The following is a 22,273-nucleotide window of genomic DNA, read 5'->3' on the forward strand; positions in this document are numbered from 1 at the left end:
TGCTACACCGTCTCCGGTGCAAGAATCTCGGCGGGATCTAGGCCGAGAGATTGGATCACCTTCACGGTGTCGGGGTCGTCGGAATAGACTGCCGGCCGACACGGCACGTACCAGCGTGCAAACATAACTGGATTGGCCATCAGTTCGGCAAATGCTTCTGCCCACTTTCCAGCGGCAATGACCCTGTCCTGGGCCGTTGATTTCAGGACGGTGCGCTTAAGCCTCTCGCCCTTCTGGGGCGCGTAGTCTGCCGCCACGACTCGGTATTCCCCATTTTTGAAATGCAAATCAACACCGAGCCGATCCCAGTTCCAGTGAGTCCCAATTAGCCGCAAATTCGTAATGACAGCACCCTAGCCGAAAACAGCCTGTCATGCAAATTTAGCCAATTATTTCAATGGCTTGTCCTAGTGTGTCTTTGGGTATCCCACCGTATCCCCGGGTGTCCATTCCGGACGGAAGCCTTGGGCGCGCGGTGTCAAAAACGCAAAAATATTCCTAAAATCACACGCACTCGCAAATAGTTTTCGAAGTCTAGACACCAAACTTGAGAAATGGATTAGCGTCCGGAGCACCGGGAATTAGGGAAACTGTCTGCACGGCATATCCTCTGGCCAATGCACTTATCGTTAACGATTGGTGCAGGGCACTGCGCGAAGTGAGGATTTGTTAACCATTCGATGTCAGCTTCGGCCACTACTCAGCGCTCACGGTCTCAGGCAGTCCACGAGCCGCCGTCACCCCAGAAGGCAATAAGATGCGCGTTCTGCTGATTGAAGACGACAGACCAACTGCACAAAGCATCGAGTTGATGCTGAAGTCGGAACGTTTCAATATCTATATGACTGATCTGGGTGAAGAGGGCGTCGATCTCGGCAAGCTCTACGACTATGATATCATTCTGCTCGATCTGACTCTGCCCGATATGTCGGGTTACGAAGTCTTGAGGACGCTTCGCCTTTCCAAGGTGAGGACCCCGATCCTGATACTGTCCGGCATGGCCGGCATAGAAGACAAGGTGCGTGGCCTCGGCTTCGGCGCCGACGACTACATGACCAAGCCGTTCCACAAGGACGAACTGGTGGCCCGCATCCATGCAGTTGTACGGCGTTCGAAGGGGCATTCCCAGTCCGTCATAACCACCGGCGATTTGGTGTTGAACCTGGACGGCAAGACCGTCGAGGTCGGCGGCCAGCGCGTACACCTGACTAGCAAGGAATACCAGATTCTGGAGCTGCTCTCGCTGCGCAAGGGCAACACGATGACCAAGGAAATGTTCCTCAACCACCTCTATGGCGGCATGGACGAGCCTGAACTGAAGATCATCGACGTCTTCATCTGCAAACTGCGCAAAAAGCTTGCCGCTGCTTCCGGCGGCCAGAACTTCATCGAGACCGTTTGGGGCCGGGGTTATGTCCTACGAGAGCCCCAGCAGATGCAAGAAAGCGCCTGAACGGCTCTGCGGCTCTTCCTTCCCAAGCCATTGACGGAAGTTCCAAGACGACCAGCGCCGAGCGCCGATTGCGACCGATGAGACAAGGCTATTTGCCGATCGGCGGCACATCGACCCCTAAACTGGCGCAGCGCTTTATCAGATCGTCGGTTTCCGATTGATTTTCAGGCATTGTGATAATGTCGAAGGCTGGCAGGTATTTTGTCCCGGTGTCAGCGCTATCGAACTGGCCCCTATAGGCTGTCTCGCCGGAATACCCTGCAAAGCCGCTCTTTGCATAATACCTACCGCAAACAATGACTGACCCGGTTGAAGATGTCGTGGCACCGGGCTTGCCGAATTTTACGTTCGTTTGGTCTTTCAGCAGGGATCTTATGGTCTGCTCGACGACTCCGATTTGATCGGCGGTCAGTTGAACCGGCTTCGCCTCGATAGCAACGATACCCAGTGCCAGGCAGCCTATCGTCAAGATGCTGAAGTGCAAACGTTTCATTCCCAATCTAACCGTCTTTCCCCGATAGCCACAAGCCTAACCCGCAATGCTAGAAGCCTGGTGAAGGGGGATTGGACGCTGACGGTCGGTCCTGGCGCCTCTTCCCTCCCAAGCCATGCGACGTTGGTGACGATCTCGGCTTTCGCGATTTCCTCCGGTCTAAGGTCTCGGTCTAAGGTCTCGGTCTTGGTCTTGGTATGTGCACACGGTGTCACACGGTGTGAAACCACCCCTACAGACTGTGTGCACACCCTCACGACACGGTGTCTGCACCGTCTCATTGACCACCTCGCATCAGTCGGGTCTCCATCAGCCGAGACGTGTTGCCGATGATCTGGGCCACCGACTTTGAGTTGCCGGAGGCCTTGGCAGCCTTCTCTGCTGCCTTCTGCGCCTCACGCTGAATTCTGACTTCGTTGGCCTCATCGAACGCGGCCACTGCCTTCTCTCGCAGCTTGTCGCTTTCGATCGCCTGGAGCCGGCGGCGCGTGCCGGTGGCATGGTCATCGTTTGCTGGTGGGTTGTGTCGAAACCAGCGTTCAATCAGGATGATATCGCGATCGCGATCATGGTCGATCAACCCCACCTCGATGAGTTCCCGGAGAACGCTCTCGTATGCCGCATCTGTCCAGCACAGATCGGCGCAGGCATAGCCGCGCGGGAGTTCATAAACCCCCGCGCTGGTCACATGTGCATTGCTCAGCAGGTAGAGGAAGCCAACCTTTGCTTCGTCAGGCAGCCCTATGAAGCGGCGGGACCGCCAAACGGCCGGCGCGACTTTGGTGAAGGTGCGGGCGCTCATCAGACGGCACCTTCCGATGAAAGCTCCGAGGCGAACTCGCCATAGTGGTGTCGCTCTGCCTCTCGTCGCGCTGATACCGCGTCGGTTTTTTCCTCGAAGTGGCCGAGTTTTACGACCTGGTTATCGAGACCGATAAACGCCTGCCATTTATTTCGGCTGGCGATAAAGGAAACGCCAACCGTGCCACTTGTGTTGGTTTTCCCCGGCTTGCGGTTTCTGGCGTTTTGCAGAGGTGTGGCCTCGCGGAGGTTTTTCCACCGGTTGTCGGCGCGCATGCCGTTCCTATGGTCGACCAGATGCTTGGGCCATTTGCCCGTCATCATCAGCCAGATGACGCGATGCGCCCGGTAAAGCCGGTAGTCGATTTCGACCTGGGTATAGCCGTCAGCGGTCCTGGTCCCCGCCAGGGCGCCGCTTGCGACGCCTCGCGGGACGCGCCACCGGAGCGCGCCAGTTTCGGGATCGTAAATCAGCAGTTCAAGTGCGCGTTCTGCAGTGAGCGCCGGCTGCCTTTTCCGATATTCGGCAATGCTCGTTTTCCTGGCCATTACCGCACCCCCCAGCCCTGCCATACGGCAGACTTCGAATGCGGTGGATGGAGGAACGTGAAAACGGCTTGAGATCTTGGCAACGGCGTAGGAGCCGTCATCGATCGCAATTGCCATTTGTGAGCCGGTGGAGTAGAAGGATGTCTCAACAACATTCCAATCTACCAGACCGCTTCGCCCTGCCAGGCTGGCGGTCTTTTCTTTTTCGGTCATCGTTTACGCCTCCGAAACCGGAAGGCTGTTGAGGAAGTTCTGAAGATCAGAGACGAGTATCAGGGAGCGGCCATTATTTTTCCGCTTCGGAAGTCTGTTTTCCTTGATGGCCCGGTAAATAGCTGAGCGGGAAAGTCCGCTCATCTCGACCGTCTCGTTGATCGTGGCAGCCAACTTAGTCATTCGATGCTATCCCTTTCAGCGTCATGTTGTTTCGACGCTTCAGAGATGGCATGCGAGGGAGATGCCTTCCCCGGACAGCCTTCAGATTTCTAAGGCTCTTTGTCCGGGCCCGGACGCTCTTTCCCAGGCTTTGCGGATTGCTTCAGCAGACATAGGATCTTCCATCTCTTCAGAAACCGCCGCGACGAATGCAACGAAGGGGCCTGACGCTTCACGAATGGACGTAAATTTTACCTCGGGCTCTTCCTTGAAGGCGTCCCTGTAAGCCTTCGCCAGCCTCTTGATAAAAACATCTCCCGGCGTCGTGTCCGCGTTATCGCTTTCTGGCTTTCCAACATTAAGGGGTGCCGTGTCGCTTCGCCCTATTCGCCTCAGGCGGGCCCGCTCTTGCTCTGCTGCCGATGCGAGGTGCCGAATGCCCGCCATCAATTGTTCGAAATCGGGCAATCCACTATCGTCGTTGAATGGGAAATAGCCTTCCAGCGAGTTGATCGGCAATTTTGCATCCGCGATTGTGTGAAGAATGGCCCTTGCAGATCGCCGGACCTTATCCAGCGCCTCGAAGCGGTTGCGGCTACGAGCATCGCTGTTTAGATCGGGATGAATCTCTCGATGAGTGTATGCCCAAGATATAGAACGGGCGAGCGCAACAGGATCGGTTTCATGCTGGGCGTTTGGCAGAGATGGGCCGGCGGCGGCCACGCGGCCCAAGATGCGCTCCATAGCGGCATTTCCAAGTGTGGACGGAGGATTGCCCTTAGTCATCGCTCACCTTTGCGATTACACCATAAGTGCCGCAGGGAAACCGGTGGCGATGCCGGCTTGTCAGATGGCCGTCCTATCCCTGCGGATTCTTCTAGGCCTTTCGGGCCTCATCTAGATTCACAATATTGCTTGGCTTCTGTGCAGCCAGATAGTCCGACCACGCCTGCATCAACTTGCGGCGCTTCTCCAGAGCATCGGAGCGGCGATAGGCGCGTTCCACGGCATCGCCGACTTTATGCGCCAGGGCAGCTTCAGCAACTTCTCTTGGAAACGACGTGGCGTCGCCGCACCAATCGCGAAAACCGGATCTAAAGCCGTGGACTGTGATGTCGGTCAGCTTCATTCGGCGCAGCAACATCATCATCGACATATCGGAAAGCGCATTCTCACCGTCTCGGGTGAAAATGTATTCACACTCCCCTCGATGTTCGTACAACGCCTCTAAGATCGAAAACGCTCGCGTGGACAATGGCACGGTATGCGGTGCGCCTGCTTTCATCCGTTCCTTCGGCACATTCCAGAGCTTGCCCTTAAAGTCGATTTCCTTCCACTCCGCGCCAAGCGTCTCGCCGGATCTGGCAACAGTCAGCACGGTAAATTCCAATGCGCGAGCCGAAGTGGCCTCTAGCGCCTTGAGCCGCGTCACGAATGCTGGGATATCCTGATACGACATTGCCGGCTGATGACCGCGCTGAAGGCGTTGGCGCTTCGGCAGAAGGTTTCGAAGGTTGCCGCGCCAGGCTGCCGGATTCTCTCCCGATCGCCAGCCCTTCACCTTCGCGAACTCAAGAACGCGTTCTATCCGACCGCGAAGCCTCGACGCCGTTTCAGCTTTCTCCCGCCAGATCGGAGACAGAACTTTCAGCACGTCCTCGGTTGTGATGGTGGAAACGCGCTTCGGCCTGAGACTTCCACAGAAGCTAGTGAGCGTCTGGTTCCACTGATATTCGTGTTTCGCGTTCCGCCATTCGGATTTCACGGTGGCGATGTATTTATCGGCGCACTCGCCGAATGTCGGTTCGGCTTCCTTCGCCTTCTCGGCGATCGGATCGCGGCCCTCCTCAACCGCAGTGCGGCACTCGCCGGCCTTCGCTCGGGCCTTGGCAAGGGTTACAACGGGATACGCGCCCAGGCCCATTTCACGCCGCTTGCCATCCTTGGTCCACATGAACAGCCAAGACTTTGAGCCGGAGGGAGAAACCCACAGATAGAGCCCTCCGCCGTCGCTGTGACGACCTGGCGCCTTTTCGGCTTTCGCGGCGACGTCAGATAGTTTGTGAAGCGTCCGGGCCATCCATCCCCACTTTTATCCCCACTTCGAAGTGGGGATAGTACAATACAATGTGGGACGGTCCTAGACGCTCAACGGGAAAAGCACATTATTTTCAATGGAAGCGGAGACGGCGTGGGACGGCTGGAAACGCTAGTTCGGTGGACCTCAGCTCCACCATCGGAACAATCGGTTTTTTCCGCCGTTCTGCTGCGCCACCAGGGCGCAAGCACCATCCTATACACCGCGATGCGGCGTTCGGCGCCAAAGCCCCCGGAAAAAGCCATGGGTGATTTCGCCATCTCCGCGGCAAGGCAATTGTCAATTGGACTTATGGCGATGGCCGCTGCCGGAATCGGCGCTATTTTTTTTGAAAGCCGTCCCATTAGACTGGCGTTCCCAAATCAGTTTTTTCTGTGTGTTGTGACAAGGCGTTTCGGCGGGGGCGACCGAAGGCGCTATATGGATTCCTGAGTCGAAATGAAGAATTCGCCTGTGAAAGCAAAGACGTGTCCATTCGCGAGAACCTCGCTGCAAATCTCAGACGGCTCTGCAAGGACCATGCCTCCGTTAGCGCGGTATGCCGTGAGTTGGGGATCAACCGCACGCAGTTCGAGCGTTACCTGCAGGGGCAGACCGTTCCGAACAAAGCCACTGCCAAGCTGATCTGCGACTACTTCCGCATCGACGAAGCGGAACTCTACCAGGATCCTGGTACCCCCGAGCCCAGGGATCCCGGCCTGCCGCCGATTTCCGAAAGCCTGTTCAACCAGATGATCCGCCCACCCGCCCCATCGATCGCGGGCGGCACCTATTTCACCTACTTTTCCATCCCCACCCGTTCCGACCTCTTGATGCGGTCGGTGACCTTCGTGCGGCGCGAGGCCGAACTGGTCACATTCCGCAGGGTGACCGGATGGTCGGAGCGCCGTGGCTCGACATGGGCGCGGGCACGCGTCAACCACTATGGCGTGGCGATCTCACGCCTGAACTGGATCTATTTCAGCGGCGTCAACCGCCGCCAGACCGGCGAACCGTCGCTAATCTCCGTGCAGTGGGCGCCCATCTCCGAACCGGTGCTGACGGGCAAGGCCATGCTTCTGACCGAGGCTGGGCCGGCATTCGTATCAGTCATCATGCGGCAGGATATGTCCGGTATTCGGCCACGCCATGCGATCCGCATGGCGCATGTCATCAAGCTTGACGACCCGGGCATCGATCAGCTCGTCGTCAGCCTTGCCCGGGACGGGCTGGGCTAGCGGATCGGTTACGCTAAATAAGAATAAGATTATCCCGAAAAAGCGTATGCTAGCGATTGCCTACTCCATATTTGAGCAAAATCGATTTTTTAGACTTTACCACCAAGAAAGATATTTTAGATCACGTTGGCTTTACTACAATTTTAACAAACCATTAACTCTTTCGACCTTACCTTTCTTCATGCGGATCCCGCTGTGGGGATCTTTCAACAGATCCCATTGGGGGGTCGGGAAAGGGACGAAAATGGCCAAGAAAGTGAACAATGCCCCGAAGCTGACGGTTGCCGCGGGCACGCAGACCGTCTTCTTCTCGCAGGGCATGCACTACAACAAGCGCTGAAGTCGTTCGGCGCCGATCGGCTCTCGCTTGTCGGCGCCTCACATTCACAAAACGGCATTCAGCATCATGAAAATGCGCTCTTCAAAAACGCTTGTTTTCTACCCCGGGACCAATAAGGTCACGGCCTGCAACTTCCTGACCAGAAGCGTCTTCGAATGCAGCCCCGAGGTGATCGGCCTTCTTGCATCCTGGGACGAATGGGCCTCCACAGCCGAAATCGCACGCACCCACGGATGGTCGAAATCCGACCTCAATGCCGTCGTCCCGCAATTGCTTGATTTTTCCGCCCTGGTCACCGCCGGTTCGCCGCTGGCTGAACAGGAAACAAAATTCTCCGGACAGTGGAGCTGGGGCATCCCGACCGCGCTGATGCACTTCTGCGTCCAGGACGCGGAGTTCATGACCATTGAACAGGCCGAGGCACGCCAGATCGAACGCGCCGGCCATGTCGCGCAACCCGACCTCATGCTCAAGAATGTCGCCGGCGCCATACGGCTGCCCAACGCACTCGACGACAACGAACTCCTGACGCTGATGGCGCGGCGCCGCACCAACCGCACCGCGGCCGCCCCCACCATCACTGCGCAGCAGCTTTCCGATTGCCTGTTCGCCGGCATGGGCATTACCGGCGAGACCAGCAACTGCGTCGGCACCCTGCCGCTGGGCATGACCCCTTCTGGCGGCGCCCGGAACCCCTATGAGGCCTATGTGGTTGCGCTTGGCGTCGAGGGTCTGGAGCCCGGCGTCTATCATTATTCGGCCGCCGATCACGACCTCGGCAGAATCTCGGCCAACCATCTGCCGAAGATCTCCGAGCTGGTCGGCGGGCAAGAATGGGCTGACGCCATGCCTTGCCTGATCCTGCTTTGCGCCAGGCTCGACCGCACCATGTGGAAATATGAGGATGCCAACGCTTATCGCGTCGTGCTGATCGAGGCCGGCCATATCGGCCAGAACATGATGCTGGCGGCGACCAGGCATGGTCTGTCGGCCTGCCCCACGGCAGCGCTCAGCCATTCAGCGATCAAGCGCCTTCTCGGCCTCGACCGCCTTACCGACGCACCCATCTATGCGTTGACACTTTCAACCCCGGAACCAAGCCCGCATTCGGTGGGTCAGTCAATTAATTAGCCATCTTATAATGTCCAGTGCAACCAGTACGCGTTCCCTGAGTTCCACCAGATGACAGGAGAAGAACGTGCCAAATCAGACCCTACGTCAGTCAGAGATCGATAGCCTTCAATATATCGCATCGATGAGCAATGAGCTGGTGCAGATGGCCGAAGCAAGCCGTTTTCCCATGATCTCCTATCTCTTGGGCATGGCCTATGCCGAAGCCTTCGATGTCCTGCGCGGCGCGCGGCCGGCAAGGCATGCGCAGCTCAGCGGCAACCCGATGCATCCCAAGCCGAATGCAAAGGAAAGCCACGCTCTGCCAAGGAGAGCGTAGCGAATGCAACCGTCAGTTCTGTGCGCGCCGGCCGGCTCGCGGCCGAACCGGTGGGAGACCATCTGTGCGCTGCAAAGCCTGCTGCCGCTCCTGAAAAAGGCCGCAGCCGACCTTGACCGCCCCAACATGGTCTACTGGCTGGAGCAGGCCGACGCTGAAACTGCCAACATCATCAGGGGCCGGCCGTCCGACACCGCCGCGATCCCTGCCTTGATCGCCAGCAGCCCGCAAAAGGACATTATGCATAGAGATTTGAGGGGGACCCGCCAGTGAACATGATCGCACCCATCAGGAGCGCCGACGCCAGGGACAGCGTCTTTGGTCGGCTCCAGGTCCTGATCGCCAGCCGGCCGGCATCGCCGGATGCCGCGTGCGTCGAGGCCCGGCAGCTGATTTCCATGGCGATGGCCGACACCTGGCAGGCCGACAGCCTCTGGGGCGCGGCGGATGCCTTTCACGTCCATTTCGACTTCATGATGCAGACCATCGAGATCAACGGCGCCGACGATCCGAACCTCAGGATCCTGCGCACGAAATGCCGCTTCTATCTGGAGCAGGTCGAAGCGCTGTGCCAGTCGATGAGCCACTGACTGCGGTTTCTTACGAAGGTCGGACAATACCAGTCTTTGGTCAGGCCGAGCCCTTGCTCTAATTCCGCAAATTGAACACGAACGGCGCCGTGCGGCTGACGCGCGCGCCGAGTTCCGGCGGCGGTGCCGGCACCGTTGCGCCCTGCAGCACGGCGAGCGCGGCGCGGTCGAGGTCGGGATCGCCTGAAGAACGGGCCACGCGGGCCGACATCACCCGGCCGGACGTATCCACCGTGAAGGTCACGTTCACATTGCCCTGCGCGCCCCTGGATTTCGCAGCACTGGGATAACGCTTGTGCCGGTTGATCCATGCCGTCAGCCGGGCTTCCCACTTGGCCGGGCTGACGCCCGAAACCCCCGCCGCCGATTTCGGCGCTGCCGCCTGGGCCGCCGGCGTTGTCTCCGCGCTTGCGGTGGCGACGGTCTTTGCCGGTTCGGCCTTTTCCTTCTTTGGCCGTGGCTTGGGCTTTTCGACAGGCTTTTTCGCCTTGGCCTGGACCAGTTTCTTTTCTTTGGGCTCTTCGACCGGCTTCGGCTGCGGCAGCGGAACGACAACCTCTGGCGTCACCGCCTCGACGACGTCGGGAATGACCTCGTCCGGCGGCGGCTGATCGACCGGTTCGGCCCCGGCTGTCTGGGTCGGCTGCGTCTCGTCGGGCGGCACCGTTTCCGGTTGTTCGGCGGTCGGCTCGGCCTGTTCGGTCACCTTCTCGGGCTCGGCTTCGGCGATCTTTTCGGTCTCCTCGACGGGTTCGGTCTGGTCGGGCATCGCCGCATCCAGCATCGCGGCCTGTACGGGCACTGCCGGCGTCACCACCATCGGCGCCATTTCGATCACCGGGGCCGGCGGCGGCCCGCCATCCATCTCGATCGGACTGAAGCTCTGCACCGCATAGGCGACCGCGACATGGGCGCCAAGCACCAGCGCCGCCGCACCTGTCCACAGGCCAAGATCGCGCCAGCCGAAGCGCGACAGCTGTAGCGTGGGCAAGGCGGCGGACGGCGTCATGGCGCGGCGGTTCCCGCTGGCGCGGGTGCCGGTGCATCGGCAGCCGGCGCCGTCTCCAGGCCGACCAGCGCGATCTTCAGATAGCCGGCGCCGCGCAACAGGTTCATCGCCTCCATCAGGTCGCCATAGGCGACCGCCTTGTCGGCGCGCAGGAAGATGCGCGTCTGCTTGTCGCCCTTGGTCTTGGCTTCCAGCGTGGCCGCGAAGGCCGGGCGCGGCATGCTATCGTTGCCGATCGCCAGCGTGAGATCATCTTTCAGGGTCAGGAACAGCGGCGTTTCGGGCCGGGGCGCCGGCGTCGCCGTCGACCCCGGCAGGTCGACATTGACGTCCACTGTCGCCAGCGGTGCGGCGACCATGAAGATGATCAGCAGCACCAGGATGACGTCGATGAAGGGCGTGACGTTGATCTCGTGGCTCTCCTCGAGATCGTCGTCCATGGTCTGTCGGATTCGGCTTCCCATGGCGACGCTACTCCGCCGCCAGCGCCGTCGCCGGCGCGACCGTGCGGAAATCCAGGTCACGGCTGACCAGCCTCTCGACGCCCGCCGAGGCATCGGCGAGGATCTGCCGGTAGCCGGCTATCGAGCGGGCAAAGACGTTGTAGATAACCACCGCCGGAATTGCCGCGACGAGGCCCATGGCGGTGGCGAGCAGCGCTTCGGCGATGCCCGGCGCGACGACGGCGAGATTGGTGGTCTGCGCCTGCGAAATGCCGATGAAGGCGTTCATGATGCCCCAGACCGTGCCGAACAGGCCGACGAAGGGTGCTGTGGAGCCGATCGTCGCCAGCACGCCGGTGCCGCGCGACATGCGCCGCGACGCCGCCGCCTCGATGCGCGACAGGCGCGAAGAGACCCTTTCCTTCAGCCCGTCGCCGCCGACATGGTCGAGCGCACCGGCCGAGAGCGCAGTCTCTTCCTCGGCCGCCCGCACCAGAAGCGCGCCCGGGCCGCCGCTGCGGTCGAGCGCGCGGCTCGCCTGTTTCAGCGTCGCGGCATCGCCGATCGCGCGGACGGCACGGCTGATACGCAGCTTGCCGCCGAAAATCTCCAGTGATTTGGCCAGCCATATCGTCCAGGTGACGAGCGAGGCGAAGGCCAGTCCGATCATCACCGCCTTCACGATGATGTCGGCGGCCATGAACATGCCCCATGGCGACAAATCGTGCGGCAGGTTCAGTTCCATCGCCCCCGCTGGTGCGGCTCCGGCCGGCGCCGCCGTGACCGGCTGGCCGGCTGGCTGCGCCGGTGCCATCGTGGCTGGTGCTGCAGCCGGTGTGGTGGGCGCTGGTGTAGAGGGTGCCGATACGACAGGCGCTGGTGCGGGTGGAGCACCAGGTGCCATCGGCGCGGGCGCGGCGGGTGCCGCCGGGGCGGCGCCAGCCGGTTGCTCCTGGGCCAAGGCGTTGCCGCATGCCAAGATCACCGATGCGACCAACGCCGCCAACAAACGAGTTCTAGACAACAGCTTCTTCCTTGTTCTGACAGCGGCCAGCCGCTTCCGCCACCGCATCAAATCTCGTCACTGCACGTAGCCGACGGGCTGGCCGGTGAGGGGATGCGCGAACACGCCCATCTCCACGCCGAAAATGCCTTTGAGCACGTCGCCCCGCATGATTTCGCCTGGTGTGCCGCGGGTCAGCAGCTTGCCGTCCTTGAGCGCGATCAGCTCGTCGCAATAGCGCGCCGCCATGTTGGGATCGTGCAGCACGACGACGACGCACAGGTCGCGTTTGCGGCTGAGCTCCTTGACCAGCCCCAGCACCTCGACCTGATGGGCGATGTCGAGCGCCGAGATCGGCTCGTCGAGCAGCATGACGCCGGCATTCTGCGCCACCAGCATGGCAAGCCAGGCGCGCTGCCGCTCGCCGCCGGACAGTTCATCGACCAGACGGTCGGCGAAGCCTTCCATGTCGGTCAGCACCAGCGCCTCCTCGACATGCCGCCTGTCTTCCGCGCTGAAGCGGCCAAGCGCGCCATGCCAGGGATAGCGCCCGAGCGTCGCGAGTTCGCGCACCGTGAGGCCCGTTGCCGCCGGCGTCGTCTGCGGCAGATAGGCGAGCGCCCGGGCGAGCTCACGGGCGCCCCATTGCGGCAGCGGCCGCCTGGCGAAGGTGATGGCGCCCGAACTTGCCGGCTGCTGCCGGGCCAAGAGCTTGATCAGCGTCGACTTGCCCGAACCGTTGTGGCCGATAAGCCCATAGACGCGCGAACGCTGCAGTTCGAGCGAAACCGGACCGAGCAGCGTCCGCTCGCCGACGGCAAACCGCACCGCGTCGATTTGAAAGGCAGTCTCGGCTCCAGCCACGGTCATGGTTTTCTCCGGTGCGGCCGCATTTCCGGTTCAGGCTGCGGCAGGCAGGTGCCGGTTTGACTATGAAACATGACCTTACTAGTCAACATTGAAGATGACTACAACACTCAACAAATTGTTGACGCGCATTCAAAGCCTGATGGCACCGATCGCACCATAGCCGTAGCGCCGAGGGAATCGTCGATCACACAGCGAACCGCGCCGCGGCACCAGGCGCCGGCCGAACCACCACGTCTGCGGCTCGTCGTCTTGATGCGGAATCGCTAGAGCAATTCCAGGAAAAGTGTGAAACATTTTCCGTCCGGAATTGCGCCTAAACAAAGAGTTAGCGTGACCCGGGAACAGGGAGCCACCAATGATCAAGGCAACGCCCTTCGACTTCCCGTATGACGGCAGACTGGTGGCCGAAAACACGGCGCTCGTCGTCATCGACCTGCAGCAGGATTTCCTGTCGACATCAGGCTATTTCGCCCGAAAGGGTTACGATCCCTCGCCGCTGCGGGCGATCCTGCCCACCGTGAACCGTCTGATATCAGCCGCGCGCAAAGCCGGCGTCAGGATCATCCACACCAGGCAGGGTTATCGCGCCGACATGGCCGACATGACGCCCTACGAGAAATGGCGCCGCAAGCGCTCCGGTCTCGACGGCACCGACATCCTGCTGCGCTCAGGCGCGGGATTCCAGATCGTCCCGGAGATCGATGTCGCGCCTGACGACATCATCGTCGACAAAACCTGCAACAGCGCCTTCACCTATACGGATTTCGAGCTTGTGCTGCGCGCCCAAGGCATCACGCATCTGATGTTTTCCGGCTGCACGACAGACGTCTGCGTCCACACCACGCTGCGCGAGGCCTGCGACCGCAATTTTCAGTGCCTGACAATCTCGGACGCTTGCGCCAGCGGCGACAGACGAGCCCACGAGGCGGCGCTGCACATGGTGACGGTCGAGGACGGTGTCTTCGGCGTGTTGGCTGATTCAACCGCCGTCATCGACGGCCTGTCGCGGCTTGGCGACAGGCGTTAGACCACAGGAGATCGACGGGCTTCAGCCGGTTGCCCGCGTCCCCAGCCCGGCGCGAGGCGCATAGGCCCCCGGCTGGAAGGCATCATGTTCGCGGCGCGCCAGCGAATTGCGCAGCAGGGCGATCGTTTCGCGGCCGACCGTCGCGATCTCGCGCGGCGTGTCGACGCCGACGATCATGAATTCGTCGATCCCGAGCCCGGCATAGGCAAGCAGCGACAGCGCCACCTGAGCCGGCGGCCCCGACAGGTCGACCGCCTTGTGGCCGGCGGCCGAAGCGCCCCGGTGAATCCGCACCGGAAGCGCGAAGCGCAATTTGCCGGCCCGGCCATGTTCGGCGGCGGCACCGCGCACCCGCTCCATCAACTGCCGGACCTCGTCGATCGAGCCCGGCGCCAGTTCGAAGACATCGGCATGCCGGCCGGCCACTTTCAGCGCCGTTCCCGATTGCCCGCCCATGCGGATGGTCAGGTCGGCGCCGTGCGGACCCTTGCGCGGCACATAGCCGCCCTTGATGCTGTAGAACGCGCCTTCGTGATCGAAAGGCCGGTCGTTCGACCACAGCCGCTTGAGCAGAACCAGATACTCATCGATGCGCTGCCAGACGACCGTGTGCCCGACCGGCCGTGTCTCGGCGTCGTCATCGTTCAACGGTTCGCTGATCATGCGAAGCGCCAGCCGTCCGCCGCTTTTTCGATCTATCGATGCCAGCTGGCGCGCCGCCACCGTCGGTTCGATCACCCCGGCCCAATGGGTCAGCACGACTTCCAGCGACGCGGTGCGATTGAGCACCTGGGCGCCAAGATCCATATTGGTCAGCAGACCGGCCGGATCGTCGACGACGATCTTCTGGAAGCCGCCGTCCTCGATCAGCCCGAGCTTGATCGCCGTCTCGGCAAAGTCGTAGAAGAAGGGAACGGCGGCATCGGCGGTCTTGCCGGGGACATGCGTGAATTCGATCGGCATTGTCATCTCCTCCATCGCTGGAATCATGGATGCGGTGAAATTCGAACCACGGCCGCGCGCAAACGCACCGGGATCCGGTTCATTCAACTCCGATTGCCTTGATACAGCGGGGCAACTAACCCCTGTCGATCTTGCGCCTTAGGGAATGAGGCCCAGAACGACGGCCCCGGTGAACACAAACGCGAGGGCAAAGACGAGATAGGCGAACGCTCCGGCATAGGCCGGGCGAAAGGTCTGGGCATTGGCAAGCCTCTGGCCGCTGCTGTCAGTCTGAGCGTTCTGGATATAGGACATATCGACCTCCGTCTCGCTGGTTAATCTATAAAACTTGTAGACTTTGTCGATTGCTATTTTTGAGCGATAGGCAGAATAATTTTCTCACTTTTCGGGCTAAGTTGGTTGTGAATTGCTGGGATCGCCTGTCGTGCGATCGATCGGCGGGCCATTGGCATTTGCCCCCAGGCACGTCGAATGGACCTATGCCCTTGTTTCCGCTGCACCCAATTCGTCCATTGGCCGCCTGATGCGGGCGCGGTAGCATCGTCCAAACGCGAAATGGGTCGACAGGGGAGTAAAAAGCATGGGCGATAGACTGGCCGGCAAGGTCGCCATCATTTCGGGCGGCGCAACGGGAATGGGCGGCGCGGCTTCTGAACTCTTCGCGGCCGAAGGCGCCAAGGTCGCGATCATCGACCGCAATGGCGATGCGGCCGCCGCCACCGCGGCGGCGATACGTGCGCGGGGACACATAGCCGAGCATTTCGTCGCCGACGTATCCGAAGAAGCGCAGGTCGAAGCGGCAGTGAAAGGCGCGACGGAGAAACTCGGACCGGTCACGGTGCTGTTCAACCATGCCGGTACCATCGTGATAAAGCCGTTCCTGGAGACGACGGTGCAGGAATGGGATTGGCTGCACGCCGTCAATGTCCGCTCGATGTTCCTGATGACGCGCGCCGTACTGCCCGGCATGATCGCGGCCGGCGGCGGCTCGATCGTCTGCACCTCGTCGATCTCGGCGGTGGCGGCCACACCAATGGAGGTGCTCTACGACACCACCAAGGGCGCCTGCCACATGTTCGCCCGCGCCATCGCCGTCGAATTCCGCGACCGCAACATCCGCTGCAACGCCGTCTGCCCTGGCTTTATCAGGACGCCGCACGGCCTGCGCGAGGTCGCCGATCTCGGCAAGCTCGGCGTCGATGTTTCCGATGCGGCACTCGCAGCGCAGCAGGGGCGGATCGGCGAGCCGCAGGAGGTAGCGAAGGCCGCGCTGTATTTGGCGAACGATGAGTCGAGCTTCGTCAACGGCGCGCATCTGTTCGTGGATAATGGCTTTACGGCGATGTGAGGCGTACCAAGGACAGCTTGGCGCCCTTCCTCTCCCCGTCGATCGGGGGAGAGGTGTCGAGCGCAGCTCGACGGAGTGGGGTCGACCCTTGGCGCAGTGCAGGAAGACTCTTGCGCCTTGGTTGCCCAGTGGTTCCCCCACTCCGTCGCTGCTTTGCAGCGCCACCTCTCCCCTCCGGAGGGAGAGGAAAGGCCGTCAAGTCCTACTCGACTACCGCTCTTCCCTTCGAAACGGCTTCAACAGCGCCGAGGGCGCGACCGCGTTGCGCGACATGACCGCCATCGCAACAATGGTGAAGATGAACGGCAGCATCAGGAACGCTTCGTAGGGGATGTGCCCGAGCCCGCTCGCCTGCATGCGCAGCTGCAAGGCATCGACGAAGGCGAACAGCAGCGCCGCACCCGCAGAGCGCCACGGGTCCCAGCGGCCGAACACCACCAGCGCGATCGCCACCCAGCCGCGCCCGGAGACGACACCGAAGGTGAAGGCGTTGAACTGCGCCATCGACAGGAAGGCTCCGGCCAGCCCCATCAGCGCACCGCCGAGGATGACGGCCTGGAAGCGTGTGGCAATGACGCTGACGCCGGCGGAGTCTGCCGCGCGCGGGTTCTCGCCGACCATGCGCACCGACAGGCCCCAGGGCGTGCGGTAAAGCACGAAGGCGGCGAGCGGTATGGCGATGATCGCTATGTAGACCAGTGCAAACTGGTTGAACACCGCCGGCCCAAGCACCGGAATGTCGGAGAGGACGGGTATCGGCAGCGTCTGAAACCCCTTGATGCTCGGCGGCACCGATTGCTGACCGAAGATCAGACGGTAGAGGAAATAGGCAAGGCCCGACGAGAACAGCGTCACGCCGATGCCGCAGACATGTTGGCTCAAGCCCAGCGCCACCGTGAACAGCGCATGCAGTGCGCCCATCAGCATGCCGGTCAGCACTGCCGCCAGCACGCCGAGCCACAAGCTGCCGCTGAGGCTGGTGGCGGTGAAGCCGGTCATGGCGCAGAGCAGCATGATGCCTTCGATGCCGAGATTGAGCACGCCGGCGCGCTCGGAAAACATTTCGCCGAGCGTGGCAAAGGCCAGCGGCGTGGCAATGCGGATGATGGCGGCCAAAAAGCCGACCTGAAAGATCTGTTCGAACACCGCGCTCATCGGGCAGCCCCGACGCGGCGAATGCGATAGGCGGTGAACAGCAGCGCCACCAGCATGGCAAGCAGTGCGGTGCCCTGGATGACATCGCTGAGGAAGGCCGGCACGCCGGTCGCGCGCGACATTGCTTCGGCCCCTGTCATCACGGCGGCCAGGAAGATAGCCGCCGGCACGACACCAAGCGGATTGAGCCGCGCCAGCATGGCAACAACGATGCCGGAATAGCCATAGCCAGGCGAAATGTCGCTCATCACCTGGAAATGCACGCCGCCGACCTCGCCGACGCCGGCGAGCCCCGCCAGCGCGCCGGACAGCAGCGCGGTCGAGAGCAGCACCCGCTCGACATGGATGCCGCCATAGCGCGCGGCTTCCGGATTCTCGCCGGTGACCCTGATCCGGAAACCGAGCGTCGTGCGCGCGATCAGGAACCAGATCAACGGTGCGGCGATCAGCGCCACGATGACGCCGAGATGCAGCCGCGTGCCTTCGATCAGCACCGGGAAATTGGCCGAATCCTCGATCGGCGGCGAGATCGGATAGCCGCTGAAACTGTCCTTCCACGGCCCCTCGATCAGCGCCATCAGCGCATAGTAGATGACCGAGTTGAGCAGCAGCGAGCTGACGACATCGTCGACCTTGAATTTGACGCGCAGTGTCGCCGGCACCAGCGCGACGGCAGCTCCGGCCGCGGCACCCGCCACGGCCATCAGCAGCATGGCGAGCGGCCCCGGCATCGGGATGGCGCCGACGAAGCAGCTCGCCACCGCACCGGCCAGCAATTGGCCCTCGGCGCCGATGTTCCAGAATTTGGCGCGGAAGGCGACGGCCACAGCCAGCCCGGTGAAGATCATCGGTGCGGCGCGCACCAGCGTTTCGGTGATGGCATAGCTGTCGCCGAGCGAGGCCGCGAACATGACGCCGTAGGATTCGAGCACGCCCGCACCCGCCAGCGCGATGAGGCCGCTGCACAGGACAAGCGTCGCCGCGATCGCCAGCAGCGGCAGCGCGAGGTTGAACCAGGCGGGCGTTGACGTGCGTACTTCCAGGCGAAACATCAGCTACGGCCCTCCGCCCCGGTCATCAGCAGGCCGAGCCGCGCGACCGTCGCATCGGCGCTGTCCAACGTGCCGACGATGCGGCCCTCATACATCACCGAGATGCGGTCGCAGAGCACCAGCAGTTCTTCCAGATCCTCGCCGATGACGATGATGCCGCAGCCCTTGGCCCGCATGTCGAGGAACTTTTCATGGATGAAGCGGGCAGCACCGATGTCGAGGCCGCGCGTCGGCTGCGAGACGATCAGGACTTTCGGATCGAAAGCGAGCTCGCGTGCCAGCAGCGCCTTCTGTAGGTTGCCGCCGGACAGCGCCCCGGCACGCGTCATCGGCCCGGGGCATCTGATATCATAGGCCTTGATCTGTTCTTCGGCAAAGGCGCGGATCGCGTCCGGCTTGAGCAGGCCCTTGGCTGAAAAGGCGGCGGTGCCGATGCGCGGCAGCACCATGGAATCGGCGAGCGGCAGGTTAGTCACCAGACCGGTCGTCATGCGGTCTTCCGGAATGCGTCCAAGACCGAGCGCCTGCACCTCGCTCGGTGAGAACCGGGTGACCTTCTGGCCGGCGATCGTCATCCGGCCGGCATCGGGTGCGCGCACACCCGAAATCACCTCGGCCAGCGCCCGCTGGCCATTGCCCGACACGCCGGCAATGCCGAGGATTTCGCCGGCGCGGACCGCGAGCGACACGTCGCGCAGCGCCGTGCCCGAGTGGTGCGAGGTGGAAATGCCGTCGAGCGTCAGCACAGCTTCGCCAGGCGTCGATGGCCCCCGCGCCGGCGGCACGATCTCGTGGCCGCACATCAGTTGCGCCATGGCGGCCGATGTCGTGTTGGCGGGATCATCGACGCGGCCGGCGACACGGCCAAGCCGCAGCACCGTGCAGCGATGCGTCAGCGCCCGCACTTCATTGAGCTTGTGGGAGATGAAGATGATGCCAAGGCCCTGCGCGGCCATCGACCGCAGCGCCGAAAACAGCCCGTCGACTTCGCTCGGCGCCAGCACCGCCGTCGGCTCGTCGAGGATCAAGAGCTTGGCGCCGCGAAACAGCGCCTTGACGATTTCGAGCCGCTGCTGCTCGCCGACCGACAGCGCCGAAACCGGCAAGTCTGGATCAAGTGTGAGGCCATGTTGGCGGCCGATTTCTGCCAGCCGCGCCAGCCCGCCGGCGCGGTCGATACGGCCGCTCTTGCCGGGAATACCGATCAGCAGGTTCTCCAGCACGGTGAGCCTTGGCGCCAGATGAAAATGCTGGTGCACCATGCCGATGCCGGCGGCCAGCGCATCGGCCGAACTTGTGATCCGCACCTTCTTGCCCTGGATAAGAATCTCGCCGGCATCCGGCGCATAGGCGCCGAACAGCACGTTCATCAGCGTCGTCTTGCCGGCGCCGTTCTCGCCCAACAGGCCGAGGATTTCACCCGGCGCAACGCTGAGGTCGACGGCCTCGTTCGCCTTGACGGCGCCGAAGCTCTTGGTGATGCCGCGCATTTCGATGAGTGGGGCGGGCAAGGGGACTCCTGCGGAGATGCCCCTCCCCCTCGAGGGGAGGGTGCCGAGCGAAGCGAGGCGGGAGGGGTCACCTCGGCTGCCTCAACCTATGACTTAACAAGATGGAGCGCGGCGCGGCGGACCCCACCCGACCCTGCGGGCCACCCTCCCCTCAAGGGGGAGGGATATCCGCCCTAATCCGAAACCGGCGTGTTCTCATCCACGTCAACGCGGAAATTGCCCTCAAGGATCTCGGCCTTCTTCTCGACCAGATCCTTGACATCCGCCGGCAACGTCTTGTCGAACTTGTGGTAGGGGGCGAGATACGAGCCGCCCTTGGCCATGCGCGAGAAATCGCCGTAGTCCTGCGCGGTGTAGACGCCGGCCTTGACCAGTTTGATCGCTTGCTCGACCGTCGGATACATATCCCAGACCGGGCCGGTGATGACCGTATCGGGTCCGAGGCTCGACTGGTCGGACATGTTGGAGATGGCGAGGATCTTCTTCTCGACCGCCGCCTCTATGACGCCGAAGCGCTCAGCATAGATGACGTCGACGCCGGCATCGATCTGCGCCACCGCTGCTTCCTTGGCCTTGGGCGGATCGAAGAAGGAGCCGATAAAGGCGACCTTCTTCTTGACGTTCGGATTGACCTCCTTGGCGCCGGCAAAGAAGGCGTTGACCAGCCGGTTCACTTCCGGAATGCCCATCGCCGCGACCGCACCGACCGTGCCCGACTTCGACATCTTGCCGGCGATCATGCCGGAGAGATAGGCGGGCTCATGGATCCAGTTGTCGAAGACGCCGAAATTGGGTTCCGCCGGGCCAGCGCCGGAGCCGAACAGGAAGGCGGTCTTCGGGAACTGCTTGGCCGTGCGGCGCGATTCACGCTCGGCGGCGAAGGCATCGCCCAGCACCAGCTGGTAGCCGCCTTGCGCATATTCGCGCATGACGCGGCTGAAATCGGCGGTCTGCACCTTCTCGGACCATTTGTATTCGATGCCGAGTTCCTTCTGTGCCTTCTGCAGGGCGACATGGATCTGGTTGTCCCACGGCTCCTCGATCGGCGTGGCAAAGATCGCCGCCACCTTCAGCTTCTTGTCCTTAGCGAAGGCGGCGCCCGGCAGCATCGCGGCAGCCAGGCCAAGCGCGCCCAGCTCCAGCACATTGCGACGCGAAATCCCTTCGCGTTTTATCTGGAATTTGTTTTTCCGGTTTTCCATTGCATTCCCCTCTGTTCGACAGCCGTGTCGAGCCGGCTGTTCCTAGAAATGTCAGACGGGGAACTATGGAACGGGTGCGGACTTTTGTCCACATGGTCAAATTTAGCAAAGGCCGCGATCAGGCCCGTTCGAGCGCGATGGCGATACCCTGGCCGACACCGATGCACATGGTGGCCAGTGCATAGCGGCCGCCGCGTTCGCGAAGCTCCAGCGCCGCCGTGCCGGAGATGCGGGCGCCCGACATGCCCAAGGGATGGCCGAGCGCGATGGCGCCGCCATTCGGGTTGACGTGCTCGGCGGCCTCGGCGATGCCCAGCTGGCGCAGCACGGCGATGCCTTGCGAGGCAAAGGCTTCGTTGAGCTCGATGACATCGAACTGCTTCGGCGTCAGGCCAAGCCGCGCGCACAGTTTCTGCGTCGCCGGCGCCGGACCGATGCCCATGATGCGGGGCGCCACGCCGGCGGCAGCGCCGCCAAGGATGCGGGCGATCGGCGTCAGGCCGTATTTCTTCACCACCGCTTCCGAAGCGACGATCAGCGCCGCCGCGCCGTCATTGACGCCGGAGGCATTGCCGGCGGTCACCGTGCCGCCCTGGCGGAACGGCGTCGGCAATTTCGCCAGCGCCTCGACGGTGGTGCCGGCGCGGGGATGCTCGTCCTTCGAGACGACCACCGCATCGCCCTTGCGCTGCGGGATGGTCACCGCCGTGATCTCCTTGGCCAGCCTGCCATTGGCCTGCGCGGCGACAGCCTTGTCCTGGCTGCGCACTGCAAAGGCATCCTGGGCCGCGCGGGTGACGGCGAAATCTTCTGCCACGTTCTCGCCGGTCTCCGGCATCGAATCGACGCCATACTGCTTCTTCATCAGCGGGTTGACGAAGCGCCAGCCAATGGTGGTGTCGTAGATTTCGGCATTGCGCGAAAAGGCGGTGTCGGCCTTGGGTAAGACGAAGGGGGCGCGGCTCATCGATTCCACACCGCCAGCAATCATCAACTCCGCCTCGCCAGCCTTGATGGCGCGCGCGGCGATGGTCAGCGCATCCATGCCCGAGCCGCACAGCCGGTTGACGGTCGAGCCCGGAATCTCCTTGGGCAGCCCGGCCAGCAGCAGCGCCATGCGCGCGACGTTGCGGTTGTCCTCGCCGGCCTGGTTGGCGCAGCCATAGACGACGTCGTCCACCGCCTGCCAGTCGATGCCGACATTGCGCTCGACCAGCGCCTTCAACGGGATGGCGCCAAGATCGTCTGCGCGCACCGAGGACAGCGAGCCGCCAAAGCGGCCGATCGGCGTGCGGATATAGTCGCAAATATAGGCCTCGGCCAT

At 62.2% G+C, this 22,273-nt stretch carries 27 protein-coding genes; 9 read left to right on the forward strand and 18 right to left on the reverse strand.

From position 1 onward, the window contains the following. Positions 1–2: 2 nt before the first annotated feature. Positions 3–257: a hypothetical protein gene (locus tag HB778_RS12820; protein WP_183464232.1), complete on the reverse strand. Its 255-nt coding sequence runs from the start codon at positions 255–257 to the stop codon at positions 3–5. 500 nt (positions 258–757) lie between these two features. Between HB778_RS12820 and ctrA the strand changes: the two genes are divergently transcribed. Continuing rightward, positions 758–1,453: a response regulator transcription factor CtrA gene (ctrA, locus tag HB778_RS12825; RefSeq protein WP_183464233.1), complete on the forward strand. Its 696-nt coding sequence runs from the start codon at positions 758–760 to the stop codon at positions 1,451–1,453. Positions 1,454–1,541: 88 nt separating this feature from the next. Here ctrA and HB778_RS12830 read toward each other — a convergent pair whose 3' ends face one another. The 6 genes from HB778_RS12830 to HB778_RS12855 all read right to left on the reverse strand — a co-directional run bounded on the left by HB778_RS12830 (position 1,542) and on the right by HB778_RS12855 (position 5,751). After that, positions 1,542–1,946, reverse strand: coding sequence for a hypothetical protein (locus HB778_RS12830; protein ID WP_183464234.1), 405 nt, complete (start codon positions 1,944–1,946; stop codon positions 1,542–1,544). A gap of 277 nt (positions 1,947–2,223) precedes the next feature. Continuing rightward, positions 2,224–2,748, reverse strand: coding sequence for a hypothetical protein (locus tag HB778_RS12835; protein ID WP_183464235.1), 525 nt, complete (start codon positions 2,746–2,748; stop codon positions 2,224–2,226). After that, positions 2,748–3,509 (reverse strand): HNH endonuclease, encoded by a 762-nt coding sequence (locus HB778_RS12840; protein WP_183464236.1) that lies wholly within the window; start codon positions 3,507–3,509, stop codon positions 2,748–2,750. The genes HB778_RS12835 and HB778_RS12840 overlap by 1 nt, the downstream gene beginning before the upstream one ends. 3 nt (positions 3,510–3,512) lie before the next feature. Next, complete coding sequence (locus HB778_RS12845) at positions 3,513–3,692, reverse strand: helix-turn-helix transcriptional regulator (RefSeq protein WP_183464237.1); 180 nt, start codon at positions 3,690–3,692, stop codon at positions 3,513–3,515. Between the two features lie 81 nt (positions 3,693–3,773). Then, positions 3,774–4,415: a hypothetical protein gene (locus HB778_RS12850; protein WP_183464238.1), complete on the reverse strand. Its 642-nt coding sequence runs from the start codon at positions 4,413–4,415 to the stop codon at positions 3,774–3,776. A gap of 133 nt (positions 4,416–4,548) precedes the next feature. After that, on the reverse strand, positions 4,549–5,751 hold the full coding sequence (locus tag HB778_RS12855; RefSeq protein ID WP_183464239.1) for a tyrosine-type recombinase/integrase: 1,203 nt from the start codon (positions 5,749–5,751) through the stop codon (positions 4,549–4,551). Positions 5,752–6,012: 261 nt separating this feature from the next. Here HB778_RS12855 and HB778_RS12860 point away from each other — a divergent pair, with 261 nt between their 5' ends. From HB778_RS12860 to HB778_RS12885, 6 genes are all read left to right on the forward strand, one after another. Beyond that, complete coding sequence (locus HB778_RS12860; RefSeq protein ID WP_183464240.1) at positions 6,013–6,201, forward strand: hypothetical protein; 189 nt, start codon at positions 6,013–6,015, stop codon at positions 6,199–6,201. Positions 6,202–6,236: 35 nt separating this feature from the next. Further along, positions 6,237–6,986, forward strand: coding sequence for a helix-turn-helix domain-containing protein (locus HB778_RS12865; protein ID WP_183464241.1), 750 nt, complete (start codon positions 6,237–6,239; stop codon positions 6,984–6,986). 412 nt (positions 6,987–7,398) lie between these two features. Then, the gene (locus tag HB778_RS12870) at positions 7,399–8,457 is read left to right on the forward strand and encodes a SagB/ThcOx family dehydrogenase (protein ID WP_244661898.1); all 1,059 of its coding nucleotides are present in this window, start codon (positions 7,399–7,401) and stop codon (positions 8,455–8,457) included. 67 nt (positions 8,458–8,524) lie between these two features. Continuing rightward, entirely contained in the window at positions 8,525–8,776 is a 252-nt protein-coding gene (locus HB778_RS12875; protein ID WP_183464243.1) for a hypothetical protein, read from the forward strand. Positions 8,777–8,779: 3 nt separating this feature from the next. Then, a complete protein-coding gene (locus HB778_RS12880; RefSeq protein WP_183464244.1) occupies positions 8,780–9,049 on the forward strand; it encodes a hypothetical protein in 270 nt (89 codons plus the stop codon). Between the two features lie 2 nt (positions 9,050–9,051). After that, positions 9,052–9,366 (forward strand): hypothetical protein, encoded by a 315-nt coding sequence (locus HB778_RS12885; RefSeq protein ID WP_244661899.1) that lies wholly within the window; start codon positions 9,052–9,054, stop codon positions 9,364–9,366. A gap of 58 nt (positions 9,367–9,424) precedes the next feature. On the opposite strand, the gene HB778_RS12890 is transcribed toward HB778_RS12885, so the two are convergent. The 4 genes from HB778_RS12890 to HB778_RS12905 are packed head-to-tail and all read right to left on the reverse strand — an operon-like array spanning position 9,425 to position 12,691. Continuing rightward, on the reverse strand, positions 9,425–10,375 hold the full coding sequence (locus HB778_RS12890) for an energy transducer TonB family protein (protein ID WP_183464246.1): 951 nt from the start codon (positions 10,373–10,375) through the stop codon (positions 9,425–9,427). Continuing rightward, the gene (gene exbD / locus HB778_RS12895; RefSeq protein WP_183464247.1) at positions 10,372–10,839 is read right to left on the reverse strand and encodes a TonB system transport protein ExbD; all 468 of its coding nucleotides are present in this window, start codon (positions 10,837–10,839) and stop codon (positions 10,372–10,374) included. The genes HB778_RS12890 and exbD overlap by 4 nt, the downstream gene beginning before the upstream one ends. A gap of 7 nt (positions 10,840–10,846) precedes the next feature. After that, on the reverse strand, positions 10,847–11,842 hold the full coding sequence (gene exbB, locus HB778_RS12900; RefSeq protein ID WP_183464248.1) for a tonB-system energizer ExbB: 996 nt from the start codon (positions 11,840–11,842) through the stop codon (positions 10,847–10,849). Between the two features lie 57 nt (positions 11,843–11,899). Beyond that, complete coding sequence (locus HB778_RS12905) at positions 11,900–12,691, reverse strand: ATP-binding cassette domain-containing protein (RefSeq protein ID WP_183464249.1); 792 nt, start codon at positions 12,689–12,691, stop codon at positions 11,900–11,902. A 355-nt stretch (positions 12,692–13,046) separates the two neighbouring features. On the opposite strand from HB778_RS12905, the gene HB778_RS12910 reads away from it, so the two are divergent. After that, positions 13,047–13,718 (forward strand): cysteine hydrolase family protein, encoded by a 672-nt coding sequence (locus tag HB778_RS12910; RefSeq protein WP_183464250.1) that lies wholly within the window; start codon positions 13,047–13,049, stop codon positions 13,716–13,718. A gap of 21 nt (positions 13,719–13,739) precedes the next feature. Here HB778_RS12910 and HB778_RS12915 read toward each other — a convergent pair whose 3' ends face one another. Both HB778_RS12915 and HB778_RS12920 read right to left on the reverse strand, forming a co-directional pair. Continuing rightward, complete coding sequence (locus HB778_RS12915) at positions 13,740–14,681, reverse strand: LLM class flavin-dependent oxidoreductase (protein ID WP_183464251.1); 942 nt, start codon at positions 14,679–14,681, stop codon at positions 13,740–13,742. Between the two features lie 138 nt (positions 14,682–14,819). Next, positions 14,820–14,975, reverse strand: a complete 156-nt coding sequence (locus tag HB778_RS12920; protein WP_010912229.1) for a hypothetical protein — start codon at positions 14,973–14,975, stop codon at positions 14,820–14,822. A 286-nt stretch (positions 14,976–15,261) separates the two neighbouring features. Here HB778_RS12920 and HB778_RS12925 point away from each other — a divergent pair, with 286 nt between their 5' ends. Then, positions 15,262–16,029 (forward strand): SDR family NAD(P)-dependent oxidoreductase, encoded by a 768-nt coding sequence (locus HB778_RS12925; RefSeq protein WP_183464252.1) that lies wholly within the window; start codon positions 15,262–15,264, stop codon positions 16,027–16,029. 210 nt (positions 16,030–16,239) lie between these two features. Here HB778_RS12925 and HB778_RS12930 read toward each other — a convergent pair whose 3' ends face one another. The 5 genes from HB778_RS12930 to pcaF form a co-directional block, all read right to left on the reverse strand. Beyond that, complete coding sequence (locus tag HB778_RS12930; RefSeq protein ID WP_183464253.1) at positions 16,240–17,184, reverse strand: ABC transporter permease; 945 nt, start codon at positions 17,182–17,184, stop codon at positions 16,240–16,242. Continuing rightward, positions 17,181–18,236 (reverse strand): ABC transporter permease, encoded by a 1,056-nt coding sequence (locus HB778_RS12935; protein WP_183464254.1) that lies wholly within the window; start codon positions 18,234–18,236, stop codon positions 17,181–17,183. Before HB778_RS12935 ends, HB778_RS12930 begins: the two co-directional genes overlap by 4 nt. Continuing rightward, positions 18,236–19,747 carry an ABC transporter ATP-binding protein gene (locus HB778_RS12940; protein WP_183464255.1) on the reverse strand — a complete coding sequence of 504 codons (1,512 nt, stop codon included), beginning with the start codon at positions 19,745–19,747 and terminating at the stop codon, positions 18,236–18,238. Before HB778_RS12940 ends, HB778_RS12935 begins: the two co-directional genes overlap by 1 nt. Before the next feature lie 173 nt (positions 19,748–19,920). Then, the gene (locus HB778_RS12945) at positions 19,921–20,949 is read right to left on the reverse strand and encodes a BMP family protein (RefSeq protein WP_183464256.1); all 1,029 of its coding nucleotides are present in this window, start codon (positions 20,947–20,949) and stop codon (positions 19,921–19,923) included. A gap of 118 nt (positions 20,950–21,067) precedes the next feature. After that, positions 21,068–22,273, reverse strand: coding sequence for a 3-oxoadipyl-CoA thiolase (pcaF, locus tag HB778_RS12950; protein WP_183464257.1), 1,206 nt, complete (start codon positions 22,271–22,273; stop codon positions 21,068–21,070).

The sequence above is a fragment of the Mesorhizobium huakuii genome (assembly GCF_014189455.1).
In the GTDB taxonomy this organism is placed as follows: domain Bacteria; phylum Pseudomonadota; class Alphaproteobacteria; order Rhizobiales; family Rhizobiaceae; genus Mesorhizobium; species Mesorhizobium huakuii_A.

Excerpts from the sequence above, each read along its gene's own strand:
- ctrA (WP_183464233.1), top strand. The coding sequence starts at position 758 with ATGCGCGTTCTGCTGATTGAAGACGACAGACCAACTGCACAAAGCATC.
- HB778_RS12830 (WP_183464234.1), bottom strand. The coding sequence starts at position 1,946 with ATGAAACGTTTGCACTTCAGCATCTTGACGATAGGCTGCCTGGCACTG.
- HB778_RS12835 (WP_183464235.1), bottom strand. The coding sequence starts at position 2,748 with ATGAGCGCCCGCACCTTCACCAAAGTCGCGCCGGCCGTTTGGCGGTCC.
- HB778_RS12840 (WP_183464236.1), bottom strand. The coding sequence starts at position 3,509 with ATGACCGAAAAAGAAAAGACCGCCAGCCTGGCAGGGCGAAGCGGTCTG.
- HB778_RS12845 (WP_183464237.1), bottom strand. The coding sequence starts at position 3,692 with ATGACTAAGTTGGCTGCCACGATCAACGAGACGGTCGAGATGAGCGGA.
- HB778_RS12850 (WP_183464238.1), bottom strand. The coding sequence starts at position 4,415 with ATGGAGCGCATCTTGGGCCGCGTGGCCGCCGCCGGCCCATCTCTGCCA.
- HB778_RS12855 (WP_183464239.1), bottom strand. The coding sequence starts at position 5,751 with ATGGCCCGGACGCTTCACAAACTATCTGACGTCGCCGCGAAAGCCGAA.
- HB778_RS12860 (WP_183464240.1), top strand. The coding sequence starts at position 6,013 with ATGGGTGATTTCGCCATCTCCGCGGCAAGGCAATTGTCAATTGGACTT.
- HB778_RS12870 (WP_244661898.1), top strand. The coding sequence starts at position 7,399 with ATGCGCTCTTCAAAAACGCTTGTTTTCTACCCCGGGACCAATAAGGTC.
- HB778_RS12880 (WP_183464244.1), top strand. The coding sequence starts at position 8,780 with ATGCAACCGTCAGTTCTGTGCGCGCCGGCCGGCTCGCGGCCGAACCGG.
- HB778_RS12885 (WP_244661899.1), top strand. The coding sequence starts at position 9,052 with ATGATCGCACCCATCAGGAGCGCCGACGCCAGGGACAGCGTCTTTGGT.
- HB778_RS12890 (WP_183464246.1), bottom strand. The coding sequence starts at position 10,375 with ATGACGCCGTCCGCCGCCTTGCCCACGCTACAGCTGTCGCGCTTCGGC.
- exbD (WP_183464247.1), bottom strand. The coding sequence starts at position 10,839 with ATGGGAAGCCGAATCCGACAGACCATGGACGACGATCTCGAGGAGAGC.
- HB778_RS12905 (WP_183464249.1), bottom strand. The coding sequence starts at position 12,691 with ATGACCGTGGCTGGAGCCGAGACTGCCTTTCAAATCGACGCGGTGCGG.
- HB778_RS12910 (WP_183464250.1), top strand. The coding sequence starts at position 13,047 with ATGATCAAGGCAACGCCCTTCGACTTCCCGTATGACGGCAGACTGGTG.
- HB778_RS12915 (WP_183464251.1), bottom strand. The coding sequence starts at position 14,681 with ATGCCGATCGAATTCACGCATGTCCCCGGCAAGACCGCCGATGCCGCC.
- HB778_RS12920 (WP_010912229.1), bottom strand. The coding sequence starts at position 14,975 with ATGTCCTATATCCAGAACGCTCAGACTGACAGCAGCGGCCAGAGGCTT.
- HB778_RS12925 (WP_183464252.1), top strand. The coding sequence starts at position 15,262 with ATGGGCGATAGACTGGCCGGCAAGGTCGCCATCATTTCGGGCGGCGCA.
- HB778_RS12930 (WP_183464253.1), bottom strand. The coding sequence starts at position 17,184 with ATGAGCGCGGTGTTCGAACAGATCTTTCAGGTCGGCTTTTTGGCCGCC.
- HB778_RS12935 (WP_183464254.1), bottom strand. The coding sequence starts at position 18,236 with ATGTTTCGCCTGGAAGTACGCACGTCAACGCCCGCCTGGTTCAACCTC.
- HB778_RS12945 (WP_183464256.1), bottom strand. The coding sequence starts at position 20,949 with ATGGAAAACCGGAAAAACAAATTCCAGATAAAACGCGAAGGGATTTCG.
- pcaF (WP_183464257.1), bottom strand. The coding sequence starts at position 22,273 with ATGGCCGAGGCCTATATTTGCGACTATATCCGCACGCCGATCGGCCGC.